Here is a 16346-nt window from a genome sequence, read left to right as displayed (position 1 = left end):
GATCATGCATTTTGCACGCAGCTGGCATGGTGGATTTTGTCGCTATGTTCGTTTTGGCGCGCCTTGGTCTTTCGGATCAGGATGCCATCGCCGCGTCGATCAACGCTTTGGCTTCCACCCCTTCCCAATCCATTGCGCCGATGACGCGCACCATTTCCTTGCCCTGCGCATCATAGAGGACGGTGGTGGGCAGCAGGCCGGTGGCATAGTCGAAGCCGAACTGGTTGTCGGGGTCTGCCCAACCCTTCAAATGGGGCAGCTCATGCTTGGCGAAAAAGGGCTTCACTGCCTTTTCGCCCTGATTGTCCTGCGAGATGGTGAGGACGGCCAGCCCCTTGGGACCATAGGTGGCGGCGATCCGGTCAAGCGTCGGCATTTCCGCGACGCATGGCGTACACCAGGTCGCCCACAGATTGACCAGCATTGGCCGCCCGGCAAAATCCTGCAGCGTCGCCTCGCCGCCATCGGGGTTCTGGAAGGCAAAGGTCGGCGCGGCCGTCCCCGCCTTGCTGCGATCGAGCCGGTAGTTGAACGCTTCGCTGCCCGCCGTTGCATTTCCCGATGCGGGAACCTCGCCGCTCATGCTTGCATTGGCTTGCCCAGCGGGCGGCGATTGCCTATCGCAAGCCGCCAGACCGGCAGCCAGGAGCAGTATCATTAGCGCGCGCGAAACAGGTTCCAAGGGAGAAGGCTCCAACAGCATGTGGGGTGGCCGGTTTGCGGCCGGCCCCGCGTCGATCATGCGCGAGATAAATGCCTCCATCCCGTTCGACAAGCGTTTGTGGCAACAAGATATCGCTGGGTCCAAAGCGCATGTCGCGATGCTGGCCCAGCAGGGCATCGTCGATGGCGAAGATGCGCAGGCGATTACCGAAGGTCTGAACCGGATCGCTGCGGAATATGCAGCCGATGGCGTGCCGGTCGATCTCGACCTCGAAGATATTCATATGGTCACGGAATCACGGCTGGCGCAGCTGATCGGGCCGACCGCTGGACGGCTGCATACCGCGCGCAGCCGCAATGATCAGGTCGCGACCGATTTTCGCCTCTGGGTGCGCGACGCGATCGACGAAGTGGCGGCGGGCCTACTCGGCCTGCAACGCGCGCTATTGGCGCGGGCGGAGGAGCATGCTGACGCGGTGATGCCGGGCTTCACCCATTTGCAATCGGCGCAGCCGGTGACGCTCGGCCATCATCTGATGGCTTATTATGAAATGGTGCGGCGCGACCGCAGCCGCTTTGCCGATGCGCGGGCGCGCGCCGATGAATGTCCGCTGGGTGCGGCCGCGCTCGCTGGCACGGGCTTTCCCATCGATCGCCAGGCGACGGCTGAGGCTCTGGGCTTTGCCCGGCCGACCGATAACAGCCTGGACAGCGTATCCGACCGCGACTTCGCGCTCGATTATCTGATGGCGGCAACGCAGGCATCCCTGCACCTCTCGCGGCTAGCGGAGGAATTCATCATCTGGGCGAGCCAGCCCTTCGGCTTCGTGAAACTGCCCGACGCCTATTCGACCGGCAGCTCGATCATGCCGCAGAAGCGCAACCCCGACGCCGCCGAACTGGTGCGCGGCCATGCCGGGCGGATCATGGGCTGCATGACCGCGCTGTGCGTGACGATGAAGGGCCTGCCGCTCGCTTATTCCAAGGATATGCAGGACGACAAGCCGCCGGTGTTCGAGGCGCACGACCTGCTCGGCCTGTCGATCGCGGCGATGACCGGCATGATCGAGACGGTGACCTTCCGCACCGACCGGATGCGCGGCCTTGCTGAAAGCGGCTTCGCCACCGCAACCGATCTCGCAGATTGGCTGGTGCGCGAAGGCGGCATTCCCTTCCGCGAGGCGCATCATATCACCGGGCGCGCAGTGGCGGCGGCCGAGGCGGCAGGCGTACCGCTCGATCAACTGCCGATCGCGACGCTGAAGGATATCGACGCGCGGATCGACGATCGCGTCTATGCGGTGCTGACCGTCGATGCGTCGGTCGCCAGCCGGACGAGCCATGGCGGCACGGCCCCGGCGCAGGTGCGGGCGCGGATCGCCCAGGCGAAGAAGGAACTGGACTCATGAAGACGCGCACGCTGGCCGGGCTGGCTATGGCCGCATTGGTGCTGGCGGGCTGCGGCGGCCGACCTTCGCTCAAGCCGCTCAAGGACCAGAAACTGCCTGCCGTGCCCGTGGGCGCGGCGACTGCCCCGACCGGCGGCGAACTGATGGCACCCTCCATCCAGGCGCGGCCCGAGCGCAACGTCGAATTGCTGACCCAATCGCGCCAGCGGAGCGACGACCCGTTCGACCTGCCGCCCGAAAAGCAGCCGCAATAAGCCTGTAAGGACTGGAAATTGGACCATTTCGACTATGTGGACGGCACCATGCGGGTGGAGCAGGTGCCGATGGCGGTGATCGCCGATGCGGTCGGCACGCCGGTCTATGTCTATTCGACCTCGACGCTGGAACGCCATGTCGGCGTGTTCCGCGAAGGGCTGGCCGCGCTCGACAATCCGCTGATCGCCTTTGCGGTCAAGGCCAATCCCAATGCCGCCGTCCTGGCGACGCTGGCGAAGTTGGGCCTGGGCGCGGACGTAGTGTCGGGCGGCGAATTGCTGCGCGCAGTGGCGGCAGGCATCCCGGCCGACCGCATCGTCTTTTCCGGCGTCGGCAAGACCGCCGACGAAATGCGGCTGGCGCTGGAACATGGCATTTTCCAGTTCAATCTGGAAAGCGAACCGGAAGCCGAGATGCTGTCGCAAGTCGCGCTGTCGATGGGCAAGCGCGCGCCGGTCGCCTATCGCATCAACCCCGATGTCGATGCGGGCACCCATGCCAAGATCTCGACCGGCAAGTCGGAAAACAAGTTCGGCATCCCCTATGACCGCGCGCTGGAGAGCTATGCCGCCGCGCGCGATCTGCCGGGGCTGGATGTGCAGGGCGTCGCTGTCCATATCGGCAGCCAGTTGACCGATCTCGCCCCGCTGGAGGCCGCCTTTACCAAGGTCGGCGCACTCATCACGGCGCTGCGCGAAGCGGGCCATGACATTCGCACCGCTGACCTGGGTGGTGGCCTGGGCGTCCCCTACGACCCGTCGCAGCCGCTGCCGCCCAGCCCCGCCGATTATGGCGCGATGGTGTGCCGCGTGACGCAGGCCTGGCCCGTGCGGCTGATGTTCGAGCCTGGCCGCGTGATCGTGGGCAATGCGGGCGCGTTGCTGTCGCGCGTGGTGCGGGTGAAGCAGGGGGCCAAGGCACCCTTCGTCATTGTGGATGCGGCCATGAACGACCTGTTGCGGCCCAGCCTTTATGACGCCTGGCATGATATTCGCGCGGTCGCGCCATCGGGCAAGCAGGCAGCCGCCAATGTCGTCGGACCCGTATGCGAGACGGGCGACACCTTCGCCATGGGACGCGATATGGACGTGGTGGAAGCGGGCGATCTGGTCGCCTTCATGACCGCAGGCGCTTATGGCGCGACGATGGCGGGCACCTACAACAGCCGCCCGCTCACGCCTGAAGTGCTGGTGTCGGGCGACCGCTGGGCCGTGGTCCGCGCGCGTCCGCCGATCGAGACGTTGATCGAGGGCGATTCGATCCCCGACTGGCTGGCAGATTGATGCACAGCCTGCCCGTGTTCTTGCGCCTGACGGGCAGGCCCGTGATCCTGACCGGCGAAGGCGAGGCGGCGGACGCCAAGCGCCGCCTGCTGGAACGGGCAGGCGCGCGGATCGTGGGCGAAGAAGATGGCGATGCGCGGATCGCGATCGTGTCCGATGGCGATGCGGTGACGGCCCAGCGCCTGCGCGTACGCGGCGTGCTGGTCAATGCGACCGACAATCCCGACCTGTGCGACTTCACGCTGCCCGCGATCGTCGATCGCGATCCGGTGCTGATCGCGATCGGGACGGGCGGCGCGTCGGCGGGATTGGCGAAGGCGTTGCGGCAAAGGCTGGAGACGCTGTTGCCTGCGGGCCTTGGCGCATTGGCGAGGGGATTGTCAGCGGCGCGGGGCGCGATCCGCGCGCGTTGGCCCGATGGGGGCGATCGACGCCGGGCGATCGATGCCGGGCTAGCGGCGGGCGGGATGATTGATCCCCTGCGCGCCGGTGCCGCTGACGCCGTGCCGCGCTGGATCGAAGGGCAGGGCGATGCGGATGCGACGCGGCTGGAGCCGATCCGGCTGGCATCCAACGATCCTGACGATCTGACCTTGCGGGTCGCGCGGCTGTTGGGGGAGGCCGACCGGGTCTATCACCAGCCAACGGTTGCGGCAGCTGTCCTCGACCGGGCGCGGGCCGATGCGGTGCGGATCGCGGTGGACGCGCCACCTGCGCAGCCGGGCGACGGCCTGTCGCTCTGGCTCACCCTGGGCTGACGCTTAGCCCTGTTGGGCGGTGACTCGTTCGAGTTCGTCTTGCAAGGCCTGGATCGAGGAGACGAGCCGGGCACGATCGATCTGCAATTCGCGCAGCGTTTCGCGGGTTTCGCCCAGTTCCACGGCACGGCGCGCGATGCGGGCGTCGAGTTCGGCATTGTGGCGCGAGAGCGCGCCCATCTGTTCGGCGCGCTGGCACAGATGGCGCAGCCGAGCGTCGAATATGTCGAAGTCGAACGGTTTGACGACATAGTCGTCCGCGCCCGCGTCCAGCGCTTCGACAGTCGCCTGGCTGTCGAGCCGCCCGGCGATCATGACGAAACAGGCGGAGGCGGCGAGATTGGCGGCGCGGATCTGCTTCATGGTCGCGACGGCGGGCAGCATCGTCAGCCCCATGTCGATCAGGATGATATCGGCCCTATGCGTTACCAACAGGCTGAGCGCGCTGAATCCCGTGTCGGCGAGGGCGACGTCATAATTGAGGTGCGACAGGCGGCGGGCGATGACAGCGCGCGCGGTCGGATTTTCGTCGATCAGCAGCACGCGCAGGCGGCGCTGGGCGCGCGCGCGACCCTCCGCATCGGGGGCATCGAACTGCGAGGCTTCGTTCCGTTTGAAAAATGGCATCGTCTGTCCTTCCGCCCGTCATCGAAGGATAGGAAGGCACCGCAAAGAAATGGTTAACGGTTCGCGCTGTTCGGTTCGGGCGCATAGCCGCGCAGGAACAGGTCGACGGCCAGATCGACATCGGCCTGCATCTGCGCTGACGAGGGTTCCGTAATCTGACCGATCATCAACTGCTGATGGCTGCCAGCCATGGTCAGGGCCATCAGGACGCGCGCCGCATCGGCGGGGTCGTCCCGCCGCAACTGGCCCCGATCCATTGCGCCACTTATATAGTCGGCGAGCAGGGCGCGGGTGTGGCGTGGCGCAAGCTCGAAGAATATCCGGCTGAGTTCGGGAAATCGACCACTCTCGGCATAGATCAACCTGTGCAGGGCGATCGCTTCGGTCGAGCAGACCTTGTCAAGCAGGCTGCGACAGGCGCGCAACAAAGTGGGTTCCAGCACGCCGCACGGGTCGAGGATTTGCGACAGTTGCGCGCGATAGGCGGTAGCGACCCGATCGAGGACCGCCGAAAATAAGTCTTCCTTTGAAGGGAAGTGATTCCACAAAGTGCCCTTGGACCCGCCCAGCGCTGCGGCGATGCCCGACATGGTCGTCCCGGCATAGCCATGTTCCAGGAAATAGGCCTTGGCCACGGTCAATATGGTATCGCGCCGGTCCAGACGGCGTGCTTCCCTTCGGCTGGTGGGGGGAGTGGTGGAAGCGCCTGTCATGAAACCGTACCATAGAGTATGATAAAAATCTTGACAAGCGGGTGTCGCGACGCCAGATGCATTTTTCATACTAGATGGTACGGTTTTTATGTCGGTGAGTCGCCTTTCCCCGCCCGTTCGTCCGCTGGTCCTGGCGACGATGATGTCGTTGCTGGCGGGGTGCGCAGCGGTCCCTGACCTTGGCACCAAGCCCGAAATTCGCGCGGCGGACACGATCGCCGCGCAACAGAGCCTGGCCGCGCCGCAGGCGGCTTGGCCCGCTACGGACTGGTGGCGCGCCTATGGCGATCCGCAACTCACCGCACTGATCGAAGAAGGCTTGCGCAACGCGCCCGACATGGCGATCGCTGCCGCGCGTTTCCGCCAGGCGCAGGCGCTGGCGCAACAGTCCGGCGCGGCATTGCTGCCTTCTGCCAATCTCGACGCCAGCGCGGCCGCCACCAAGCAAAGCTATAATATGGGCATGCCCAAGGAGTTCGTGCCGCAGGGCTGGCTCGGCACCGGACGGCTGGCGCTGGACCTGGAGCTTGATCTCGACCTGTGGGGCAAGAACCGCGCGGCACTGGCGGCGGCAACATCGCAGGCACGCGCGGCGGAGCTTGATGCGCAGCAGGCGCAACTGGCGCTGACCACGGGCATCGCCGACGCCTATGCCGACCTTGCCCGCCTCTATGATGAGGCGGACATTCAACAACGCACGCTCGACATCCGCATGGCCAGCCAGAAGCTGGTTGCGGATCGGCGGCAAAATGGGCTGGAAACACGCGGCAGCGTGCGGCAGGCCGATGCCACGGTCGCGTCCGCACGGGCGCAACTGGCCGGCGCGCGCATGGCGATCGAACTGCGCCAGCATCAGATCGCCGCGCTGATCGGCGCGGGGCCGGACCGCGGCGCGGCGATGACGCGGCCAACGCCCGGCGCGCTGGCACCGCTTGGGCTTCCCGCCGACGTCACCACCAATCTGATCGCGCGCCGTCCCGACATCGCGGCGGCCCTCGCCCGTACCGAGGCGGCGGCCAAGCGAATCAAGGTCGCGCGCGCCGATTTCTTCCCCGCCGTGCGCCTGAGCGCACTGATCGGCCTACAATCGTTGGGCTATAATACCGTCTTTGCCAATGGCGGCGCGATCGGATCGGCCCAGCCTTTCACCAATAATCTGTTCCAGAAGGACTCGATCTTCGGAAATGCCGGGCCAGCGATCAGCCTGCCGATCTTCCACGGCGGCGCGCTGCAGGGCCAGTATCGCGGTGCGCGCGCGACCTATGACGAAGCGGTGGCGAGCTATGATAAGGCCGTGCTGACGGCCTATCAGGAGGTGGCGGACGCCGTCACCAGCCGCCGCACGCTGGACGCGCGCCTGGTCGATGCCCGTGCGGCGGTGGCCGCGTCGCAGGACGCCTATGGCATCGCCAAGAAGCGCTATGATGGCGGCCTGTCCACCTATCTGGATGTGCTGAATGTCGAGGATCAACTCCTCGCCGCGCAGCGTACCGTTTCCGGGCTGGAGGCAAGCGCCTTTTCGCTCGATATTGCCCTGATCCGCGCGCTGGGTGGTGGTTTCGCCCCTGACGCCGCCCTGTCCAAGGACGCACCCCATGGCTGACGCCACTCCCGAACTTACCGCCCCGACCGATGAACCCCAGGCCGATCGCAGCAGCGCCCGCAAGACCTGGCTGACCCGGCTGGCGCTCGCGGTGGTCATCGCTGGCCTCCTCTGGACGGCCTGGTATGTCCTGGTTGGCCGCAACCATGTCAGCACCGACAATGCCTATGTGAATGCCGAAATGGCGCAGGTAACCCCGCTCATTTCCGCCCAGGCGATCGAGGTACTGGTCAGCGATACGCAGGCGGTCAAGCGTGGCGACATATTGGTGAAGCTCGATCCCACCAACGCCCGCATCGCGATCGCGCAGGCACAGGCGGACCTGGCCGAAGCGCAGCGCCGCTTCCGCCAGACGTCGGCCACCAGCGGCGCGCTCTCGGCGCAGGTCGATGCGCGCGGCGCGGACATTGTCCAGGCACGGGCGCAACTCGCCAGCGCGCAGGCCGACGTTGAAAAGGCGCGGGTCGATCTGCAACGGCGTGAAGCGCTGGTTGGCGATGGTGCCGTATCGGGCGACGAAGTGACGAGCGCGCGCACGGCCTTTGCCGCCGCCCGCGCCGCGCTTGATGTCGCGCGCGCCAGCGTGACCACGGCGCAAGCGACGCGCAGCGCGGCAAGCGGGCAACTCGCCGCCAATGATGCACTGGTGCGCGGATCGCAGGTCGATACCGACCCGGCGGTGATGGCAGCGCAGGCAAAGCTCGACGCAGCGAAGCTAGACCTGGAGCGCACGATCATCCGCGCGCCCATCGACGGCGTCGTGACCAAGCGGCAAGTGCAGGTCGGCCAGCGCGTCGCGCAGGGCAGCCCGATCATGACGATCGTCCCGTTGGCGCAAGTCTATGTCGACGCCAATTTCAAGGAGCGGCAGCTGGGCAAGGTGAAGGTCGGCATGCCCGCCAAGGTGACCGCTGATATCTACGGCGGCGACGTCGTCTATCATGGCAAGGTTGTCGGCTTTTCCGGCGGCACGGGCGCGTCGCTCTCGCTGATCCCGGCCCAGAATGCGACCGGCAACTGGATCAAGGTGGTGCAGCGCTTGCCCGTCCGCATCGCGCTCGACCCCAAGGAACTGGCGGCGCACCCCTTGCGCGTCGGCCTCTCCACGGAGGTCGAGATCGACCTTTCCGGTCACTGAAGGGTCGACAGGTGAGCGACGAGGACAGCATCTTTTCCCGGCTGACGCCGCGCCAGCGCACGCTGGCCGGGCTGGTGCTGGCGCTCAGCAATTTCATGGTCGTACTCGACCTGACCATCGCCAATGTCTCGGTGCCGCATATTTCAGGCAATCTGGGCATCACGCCGGATCAGGGGACGTGGATCATCACCTCCTATGCGGTGGCCGAAGCCATCTGCGTGCCCTTGACCGGCTGGCTGGCCCAGCGGTTTGGGGTGGTGAAGATGTTCATCTGGGCGATGATCGGCTTTGGCATCTTCTCGGTGCTGTGCGGCCTGTCCATGTCGCTCACCATGCTGGTGGCGTGCCGCATTGGTCAGGGGCTGTGCGGCGGCCCGATCATGCCGATGTCGCAGACTTTGCTGCTGCGCATCTTTCCGCCCGATCAACGCGCGCGGGCGATGGGGCTATGGGCCATGACCACATTGCTCGGCCCGGCAATGGGGCCGATCATCGGCGGCTATATCAGCGACAATTGGAGCTGGCACTGGATCTTCTTCATCAACGTGCCGATCGCGATCCTATGCGTGGTGGCGGCGATGGCGCTGCTGCGCCCGGTGGAAACCGACACAGCGCGCGTGCCGATCGATCGCATGGGCCTGTTTCTGCTCGTTTTCTGGATCGGTTGCCTGCAAATCATGCTGGATATCGGCCGCGACCATGATTGGTTCGGCGATCCGCTGATCGTCATCTTGGCGATCCTGGCCGTGATCGGCTTTGCCGCCTTCATCATCTGGGAGTTGACGGAGGAGCATCCGATCGTCGATCTGCGGATATTCCGCCATATCGGCTTCACATCGGGCGTTTTCTCGCTGGCGCTGGGCTTTGGCGCCTATTTCGCGGGCATCGTCGTCATTCCGCAATGGCTGCAAACGTCGATGGGCTATACCGCCACCGATGCAGGCATATTGACCGCCATGACGGCGGTGGCGGCCCTGATGGCCGCGCCGATCGCCGCGCGCATGACGGGGCGGGTCGATCCGCGTATCATGATTTCGGGTGCGCTCTTCTGGCTGGGGCTGATGACCCTGTGGCGGGCGCATTGGACCAGCTCGATCGATTTCTGGTCGATGGCCGCGCCGCAATTCATCCAGGGCTTCGCCATGCCCTTCTTCATGATCCCGCTGACGACCCTGACGCTAGGGTCGGTGCGGCCCGACGAGACGGCGTCGGCGGCAGGGCTGCAGAATTTCCTGCGAACCATGGCACTGGCGATCGCGACGTCGCTGGTGCTGACCGGCTGGGGCAACGGCCAGCGCGTCTCGCGCAGCGAGATGGCGGGCACATTGCAACCGGCCGATACGCAGGCACAACTGAGCGCGATGGGCATGTCCTTCGAGCAAGCGCGCCAAGTCATCTCCAATCTGGTCGATCAGGAGGCGTTGGCGATCGCGGTGGATCATGTCTTCTTCCTGTCCGCGCTCGTCCTGTTCCTCGCCACGGCGATTGTCTGGCTCGCGCCCAAGCCGACCGGGCCGGTGGATACGTCCGCCGCGCACTAAAGCGGGAGGGCGATCCGCCGGGTGATGCCGATCGCATCCAGAAACGCCGCGTCATGGCTGACCACCAGCAGCGCGCCGTCATAGGCGTTCAACCCCTGTTCGATCGCGGCGATCGAATCGAGGTCAAGATGATTGGTCGGCTCGTCCAGCAACAACAGGGGCGGCGGCGCGGCCCCGCCCAGCACGCAGGCGAGGCCGGCGCGCAATCGCTGCCCGCCGCTCAGCGTCCCCACCTGTTGCAACGCCAGGTCGGCGCGGAACCGGAAGCGGGCCAGCGCGGCATGGACTGCGTTGCGGGTCGTGCCGGGGTGCAGCCGCGCAAAATTGTCGGCGATACTGCGTGCCGGATCGAGCAGCGCAACGTCCTGATCGAGCAGCGCGCAATCGACAGGGCGGTGAACCCGGCCTGCCATCGGCGACAGATCACCCGCGATCAGGCGCAGCAGCGTCGATTTGCCCGACCCGTTCGCCCCGGTGATCGCCACCCGCTCCGGCCCGCTGATTGTCAGGCTGACGTCGCGCAGGACCGGGCAGTCCGGCGCATGGCCCGCCGTCACCGCGTCGAGCGTCAGGATGATGCGACCCGGCGCGACGTTGGCGGAGGGCAGGGCGATGCGGATCGGCTCCAATATCTCGATCCGCGCGCGCGCCGCGTCGATCGCCTGCCGCGCTTCGCCCTGTTGCTGCCCGGCACGGCGCACGGCATCGCCGCCCGATTGTTCGGCCTGCTGCTTGCGCTGGCCCAGCAGGATGCGGGGCATCCCGCCCTTGGCCGCGTCGCGCTTGCCTGCGCCATCGCGCCGCTGCTTGCGCTCGGTCAGCTGCTGGGTCTTGCGCGACAGGGCCGCCGCCTGCTTTTCGGCATGGTCGAGATCATGATGCGCGGCGGCCAGTTCGATCGCCTTGCGCGTCGTGTAGGCGGACCAATTGCCGCCATAGCGGGCGATGCCGAGCGTGGTCAGCTCCGCAATGGCGTCCATCGTCTCCAGCAGTGCGCGGTCATGGCTGACGACGATCGCGCCGCCGCGCCAGCGCGCGAGCAGGGCGATTACGGCCTCGCGCCCCTCGGCATCCAGATGATTGGTCGGCTCGTCCAGCAGCAGGAAATCGGGCTGGGTAAAGAGCGCGGCGGCGAGCGCGGCACGGGTGCGCTGGCCCCCCGACAGGGTCGTAAGCAGCGTTGCCGGATCAGCGCTCAGCGCCACGTCCGCCAGCGCATCGGCGAGGCGCGCGGGCAGCGTCCAGTCACACGCATCCAGTTCATCAAGCGTCGCGCTGCCCACCTCCGCCCGGTCGATCACCGCCAAAGCCTCGCGCGCGTCGAACAGGTCGGCAATGGTCGCGCCCGGCGCTGGTTCAAGATTCTGGCGCAGCACGGCAATACGTCCGTCGATCGTGACATGGCCGTGCGTCGGGGTGCATTCCCCGGCGATCAGCGCGAGCAGACTGGACTTGCCGACGCCATTGCGACCGATCAGGCCGATACGTTCGGGGGCAAAGCGGAAATCGAGACCGGCAAGGACAGCAGTACCGTCGGGCGCGGACCATCCAAGGGTCGAAAGGGTAATGGCAGGCATGGACACAGGCTTTCCTGAAGGCAGAGCGGGTGGGCTAAGCAGTCAGGGCGATGTCCATGGGGGTTCCTTTTAAGATGAATAGAAAATGTAGAGGCTAAGGCATCGGTTGGCAAGATAGGCTGCGGCACGCCAATCCCTCGCATTCTTACGGAGCTAGGGATATTTACGCATAGGTCGGTGTCCGCCGTCGCGTCATGCAGCGGACATGGACATGCAATTTGACGTGGCGCAAAATGGCGCTCTTTCGCTGATGACGCGCCCTTGTGCGCCCCAGTCCTGCGACCAGTGCGGGGTGCGCGATCGGGCGATTTGTGCTGATCTGTCAGAAACGGATCGCGACGCGCTCAGCCGGATCGGGCGGCGGGTGACGCTGCATGCCGGGCAGACGGTGATGTGGGAGGGGGATGACAGCATGGTCGTCGCCAATGTCATCGAAGGGACGCTCAAACTGGCGACTTCGACCGGCGACGGGCGCGAACAGATCGTCGGCGTGGTCTATGCGTCCGACTTTATCGGTCGCCCCTTTGGCGCGCGCACGCCCCATAGCGTCACCGCATTGACAGACGCGCGGCTGTGCCTGTTTCCGCGAGGGCGCTTCGATGGATTCGCGCGCGACCATGGCGACTTGCAGCATCGGTTGCTCCAGCGCACGCTCGACGATCTCGACCGGACCCGCGACTGGATGCTGCTGCTCGGTCGCAAGACCGCGCGGGAGAAGGTGGCGACCTTCCTGCTCGACATGGCGCGGCGGTTGCAGGCCGACCCGACGGGGACGATCGAGCTGCCGCTCTCACGCCAGCAGATTGCCGATATTCTGGGCACGACGATCGAAACCGTGTCGCGACAAATGAGCGATTTCAAGCGGCGCGGGATCATCGCGCTGGTCGGGCGACGCGGCGTGCGGCTGGTCGATGGCGCGGCGCTGGAGGCGTTGGCGGAAGGGGTCTGAGGTTAAGGTTTGGGGGGCTTCGTAGTATTTCGCCGCACGCCCCCACCCCAACCCTTCAATCGAGTCACGTGCTTCGTTTGAACCTGAAGGGGAGGGGCTTTAAGTGTCGCGGTCGTCGCGCCAGACCCTCTCGTACCTCTCTACGCACTATCCCGTAAAGACCCGCGCCCGGCGGTTTGACAGAGGTCAATGCATGGGGGCGGCCTGTCGAACAGAGGGACCGCCGAGCCTTTGACGGGGAATATCATGGACCGATTGGTAATGAGGACGGGCGGCTGGTTCGCGCTCGCGCTGGCGGCCTTCGCGGCGATGCTGGGCGCAGTGGACAGCGGATTTGCCGTTCATATGGGGATCGTCTGCGCGGTCGGACTGCTGCTGGCAGTCCTGACGATGCGCGGCGCGGATTATGCGGGGCTGGCGCGCGGCATGCTGAAAATGCCGACCGACCAGGGCAGATATGATGATGATCCGATCCGCTGGGGCGTGATCGCGACGGTCTTCTGGGGTCTGGCGGGCTTTCTCGTCGGGCTGATCATCGCATTTCAGCTGGCCTTTCCCGCGCTGAACCTTGGCATCGAATATACCAGCTTCGGTCGTATGCGGCCGTTGCACACATCGGCGGTGATCTTCGCCTTTGGTGGCAACGCGCTGATCGCGACCAGCTTCTATGTGGTGCAGCGCACTTGCCGCGCGCGGCTGGCGTTCCCGTCCATGGCCCGCTTCGTCTTCTGGGGCTATCAGCTATTCATCGTGCTGGCCGCGACCGGCTATCTGATGGGGATTACCGAGGGCAAGGAATATGCCGAGCCCGAATGGTATGTCGATCTGTGGCTGACGGTCGTGTGGGTCTGCTACCTGCTGGTGTTCGGCGGGACGATCCTCAAGCGCTCCGAACCGCATATCTATGTGGCCAACTGGTTCTACCTCGCCTTCATCATCACCATCGCCATGCTGCACATCGTCAATAATCTGTCGATGCCGGTCAGCCTGCTGGGATCCAAGAGCTACAGCGCCTTTGCCGGGGTGCAGGATGCGCTGACCCAATGGTGGTATGGCCATAATGCGGTGGGCTTCTTCCTGACTGCCGGCTTCCTGGCCATGATGTATTATTTCGTGCCCAAGCAGGCGGAACGGCCGGTCTACAGCTATCGCCTGTCGATCATCCACTTCTGGTCGCTGATCTTCCTCTATATCTGGGCGGGGCCGCATCACCTTCACTATACTGCGCTGCCTGACTGGGCGCAGACGCTGGGCATGGTCTTTTCGGTCATGCTGTGGATGCCGAGCTGGGGCGGGATGATCAACGGCCTGATGACGCTCAACGGCGCCTGGGACAAGATCCGCACCGACCCGATCATCCGCATGATGGTGATGGCGCTGGCCTTTTACGGCATGTCGACCTTCGAAGGGCCGCTGATGTCGATCAAGGCCGTCAATTCCCTGTCGCATTATACCGACTGGACGATCGGCCATGTCCACTCCGGCGCGCTGGGCTGGAACGGCATGATCACCTTCGCTTGCCTCTATTATATGACGCCGCGCCTGTGGGGCCGGGAACGGCTCTATTCGCTGCGGCTGGTGAACTGGCACTTCTGGCTCGCGACGCTGGGCATCGTTCTCTACGCCTCGTCAATGTGGGTGGCGGGCATCATGCAGGGCTTGATGTGGCGCGAATATGGGGCCGATGGCTATCTGGTCTACGCCTTCTCCGAAGTCGTGACCGCCATGTTCCCCATGTATCTGATCCGCGGTGCCGGTGGCCTGCTTTACCTGGCCGGGGCGATCATCATGGCCTGGAACATCGGCAAGACCATCGCAGGCAGCAAGCTGCGCGAAGAGAAGCCGATGCACGACGCCGCCTTCGATCCAGCGGCCGACAAGCCGCTCCTCGCTGCCCAGCCTGTATAAGGAGACGCCGACATGGCATCCAAATTCTTCGACCATGGCAAGCTGGAGCGGAATGTATCGCTGCTCGGTATTGCCGCCCTGATCGTCGTCGCCATTGGCGGGATCGTGGAAATCGCGCCCCTCTTCTGGATCGACAATACGATCGAGAAGGTGGAGGGGATGCGGCCCTACACCCCGCTGGAGTTGGCCGGGCGCAACATCTACATCCGCGAAGGCTGCTACAACTGCCATAGCCAGATGATCCGCCCATTCCGCGACGAAACCGAACGCTATGGCCATTACAGCCTGGCCGCCGAAAGCATGTACGACCATCCGTTCCAATGGGGGTCCAAACGGACCGGGCCGGACCTGGCGCGGGTCGGCGGGCGCTATTCCGACGAATGGCATGTCCAGCATTTGAAAGATCCGCGCGCCGTGGTGCCGGAATCGATCATGCCGACCTATCCCTTCCTCGCCGAGCGCGAGTTGAAGGGGGGTGATATGACGGCGGATCTGACGGCGCTGAGCCGGGTCGGGGTTCCGTACAGCGATGCGGACAAGGAAAAGGCCAATGAGGACCTTAAGGCCCAGGCCGATCCCAATGCCGATACGGCTGACCTGATCAAACGCTATCCCAAGGCGCAGGTGCGCGATTTCGATGGCGATCCGAACAAGCTGACCGAGATGGATGCGCTGGTCGCCTATCTCCAGATGATCGGCACGTTGGTCGATGTCGACGCCGCCAAGCCGCTCGAAGGCCAGCCGCAGCCAAAGGAGGGGACGCGATGAGCTATAACGCTTTGCGGCATTTCGCCGATAGCTGGGGCCTGGTCTTCATGGCCCTGACCTACATTCTCCTCATCGGCTGGCATTTTCTGCCGCACGGCCGCCATGCCAGCAAGCGCGCGGCCACCATGATCTTCGAGCCAGACACGGAAAAGACGGAGGCCGACCATGGCTGACGATAAGAACCCCAAGATCGACGCCGCCACCGGCACCCAGTTCAAGGGGCATGAGTGGGACGGTATTCAGGAATTGGACACGCCGCTGCCGCGCTGGTGGCTGTGGACCTTCTATGCCAGCATCCTATTCGCGATCGGTTATGTGATTGCCTATCCGGCGATCCCGATGCTCAACGACTATACGCGCGGGATGCTCGGCTGGTCGAGCCGCGGGGCGCTGGAGCAGGAACTGGCCGCGCGCGCCGATCAGGTGGCGCCCATTCACCAGGCGATCGCCGCGACGACGATCGAGAAGCTGGCCGGGCAGCCGCAATTGATGCAGGCCGCGATCGAGGGTGGGCGCGCCGCGTTCAAGGTCCATTGCGTACAATGCCATGGCTCTGGCGCAGCGGGCGGCAAGGGCTATCCCAACCTCAACGATGATGACTGGCTGTGGGGTGGCGACCTCGCCACGATCGAAAAGACGCTGATCGATGGCATCCGCAATCCGGGTCATGATGCGACACGCGTATCGATGATGCCCGCCTTTGGCCGCGACCAGTTGCTCACCGCCCCGCAGGTCGATGATGTCGTCGCCTATGTCCGGGTCGCCAGCCGACAGGATAAGCCCAGTGCCGCCGCGCAGCGTGGGGCGGGCCTGTTCGCCGACAATTGCGCGGTCTGCCATGGCACGGATGCCAAGGGCAATCGCGCGCTGGGTGCGCCCAACCTGACCGATGGCATCTGGCTCTATGGCGGCGACACCGAGTCCATCCACCAGAGCGTGTGGAACAGCCGCCAGGGCGTGATGCCGCGCTGGGACGACAAGCTCAGCCCCGCGACCATCCGCATGCTGGCCGTCTATGTCCATAGCCTGGGCGGTGGCGAGGCGACGCTGGTGGAAGCGGCGGCTGCGGCGGATAATGGAGTTGAAGGCAATGTGGCCCAATAAAGCCCCAATCCTTGCCTGGAAGGGGAGGGGGTGCGCCTCTGGCGCAAGGC

General features: G+C 65.1%; 16 protein-coding genes. 12 read left to right on the top strand and 4 right to left on the bottom strand.

The features are described 5' to 3' along the window. Positions 1 to 76: 76 nt before the first annotated feature. Positions 77 to 658 (bottom strand): TlpA family protein disulfide reductase, encoded by a 582-nt coding sequence (locus tag ACZ2HM_RS10565; protein ID WP_470425184.1) that lies wholly within the window; start codon positions 656 to 658, stop codon positions 77 to 79. A 43-nt stretch (positions 659 to 701) separates the two neighbouring features. Here ACZ2HM_RS10565 and argH point away from each other — a divergent pair, with 43 nt between their 5' ends. From argH to ACZ2HM_RS10545, 4 genes are read left to right on the top strand one after another with little or no spacing between them, the layout of a single operon-like run. Continuing rightward, entirely contained in the window at positions 702 to 2072 is a 1371-nt protein-coding gene (gene argH, locus ACZ2HM_RS10560; protein WP_470425183.1) for an argininosuccinate lyase, read from the top strand. Next, complete coding sequence (locus ACZ2HM_RS10555; protein WP_096061183.1) at positions 2069 to 2326, top strand: hypothetical protein; 258 nt, start codon at positions 2069 to 2071, stop codon at positions 2324 to 2326. The genes argH and ACZ2HM_RS10555 overlap by 4 nt, the downstream gene beginning before the upstream one ends. Before the next feature lie 18 nt (positions 2327 to 2344). Further along, complete coding sequence (lysA, locus tag ACZ2HM_RS10550; RefSeq protein WP_470425182.1) at positions 2345 to 3610, top strand: diaminopimelate decarboxylase; 1266 nt, start codon at positions 2345 to 2347, stop codon at positions 3608 to 3610. After that, positions 3610 to 4368, top strand: a complete 759-nt coding sequence (locus ACZ2HM_RS10545) for a precorrin-2 dehydrogenase/sirohydrochlorin ferrochelatase family protein (RefSeq protein WP_037472760.1) — start codon at positions 3610 to 3612, stop codon at positions 4366 to 4368. The genes lysA and ACZ2HM_RS10545 overlap by 1 nt, the downstream gene beginning before the upstream one ends. 3 nt (positions 4369 to 4371) lie before the next feature. On the opposite strand, the gene ACZ2HM_RS10540 is transcribed toward ACZ2HM_RS10545, so the two are convergent. Further along, a complete protein-coding gene (locus ACZ2HM_RS10540) occupies positions 4372 to 4995 on the bottom strand; it encodes a response regulator transcription factor (protein ID WP_037472761.1) in 624 nt (207 codons plus the stop codon). A 53-nt stretch (positions 4996 to 5048) separates the two neighbouring features. Then, on the bottom strand, positions 5049 to 5708 hold the full coding sequence (locus tag ACZ2HM_RS10535) for a TetR/AcrR family transcriptional regulator (RefSeq protein WP_470425181.1): 660 nt from the start codon (positions 5706 to 5708) through the stop codon (positions 5049 to 5051). A gap of 88 nt (positions 5709 to 5796) precedes the next feature. Here ACZ2HM_RS10535 and ACZ2HM_RS10530 point away from each other — a divergent pair, with 88 nt between their 5' ends. The 3 genes from ACZ2HM_RS10530 to ACZ2HM_RS10520 are packed head-to-tail and all read left to right on the top strand — an operon-like array spanning position 5797 to position 9990. Then, positions 5797 to 7311, top strand: a complete 1515-nt coding sequence (locus tag ACZ2HM_RS10530; protein WP_470425180.1) for an efflux transporter outer membrane subunit — start codon at positions 5797 to 5799, stop codon at positions 7309 to 7311. Continuing rightward, positions 7304 to 8449, top strand: coding sequence for an EmrA/EmrK family multidrug efflux transporter periplasmic adaptor subunit (locus ACZ2HM_RS10525; protein WP_470425179.1), 1146 nt, complete (start codon positions 7304 to 7306; stop codon positions 8447 to 8449). Before ACZ2HM_RS10530 ends, ACZ2HM_RS10525 begins: the two co-directional genes overlap by 8 nt. 11 nt (positions 8450 to 8460) lie before the next feature. Next, positions 8461 to 9990, top strand: a complete 1530-nt coding sequence (locus tag ACZ2HM_RS10520) for a DHA2 family efflux MFS transporter permease subunit (protein ID WP_069065998.1) — start codon at positions 8461 to 8463, stop codon at positions 9988 to 9990. Here the strand turns inward: ACZ2HM_RS10520 and ACZ2HM_RS10515 are convergent. Then, complete coding sequence (locus ACZ2HM_RS10515; protein WP_037476331.1) at positions 9987 to 11567, bottom strand: ABC-F family ATP-binding cassette domain-containing protein; 1581 nt, start codon at positions 11565 to 11567, stop codon at positions 9987 to 9989. The genes ACZ2HM_RS10520 and ACZ2HM_RS10515 overlap by 4 nt on opposite strands. Before the next feature lie 205 nt (positions 11568 to 11772). On the opposite strand from ACZ2HM_RS10515, the gene ACZ2HM_RS10510 reads away from it, so the two are divergent. From ACZ2HM_RS10510 to ccoP, 5 genes are all read left to right on the top strand, one after another. After that, positions 11773 to 12516 carry a Crp/Fnr family transcriptional regulator gene (locus ACZ2HM_RS10510; protein ID WP_470425178.1) on the top strand — a complete coding sequence of 248 codons (744 nt, stop codon included), beginning with the start codon at positions 11773 to 11775 and terminating at the stop codon, positions 12514 to 12516. A 246-nt stretch (positions 12517 to 12762) separates the two neighbouring features. Continuing rightward, positions 12763 to 14424 carry a cytochrome-c oxidase, cbb3-type subunit I gene (ccoN, locus tag ACZ2HM_RS10505; RefSeq protein WP_470425177.1) on the top strand — a complete coding sequence of 554 codons (1662 nt, stop codon included), beginning with the start codon at positions 12763 to 12765 and terminating at the stop codon, positions 14422 to 14424. Between the two features lie 12 nt (positions 14425 to 14436). After that, positions 14437 to 15192, top strand: a complete 756-nt coding sequence (gene ccoO, locus ACZ2HM_RS10500; protein ID WP_096060802.1) for a cytochrome-c oxidase, cbb3-type subunit II — start codon at positions 14437 to 14439, stop codon at positions 15190 to 15192. After that, the gene (locus ACZ2HM_RS10495; RefSeq protein ID WP_096060801.1) at positions 15189 to 15365 is read left to right on the top strand and encodes a cbb3-type cytochrome c oxidase subunit 3; all 177 of its coding nucleotides are present in this window, start codon (positions 15189 to 15191) and stop codon (positions 15363 to 15365) included. The genes ccoO and ACZ2HM_RS10495 overlap by 4 nt, the downstream gene beginning before the upstream one ends. Beyond that, on the top strand, positions 15358 to 16296 hold the full coding sequence (ccoP, locus tag ACZ2HM_RS10490; RefSeq protein WP_069066003.1) for a cytochrome-c oxidase, cbb3-type subunit III: 939 nt from the start codon (positions 15358 to 15360) through the stop codon (positions 16294 to 16296). Before ACZ2HM_RS10495 ends, ccoP begins: the two co-directional genes overlap by 8 nt. Positions 16297 to 16346 lie beyond the last annotated feature (50 nt).

It is taken from the genome of Sphingobium sp. KKT206 (assembly GCF_055640555.1).
This window is presented reverse-complemented; position numbering and strand designations above follow the sequence as displayed.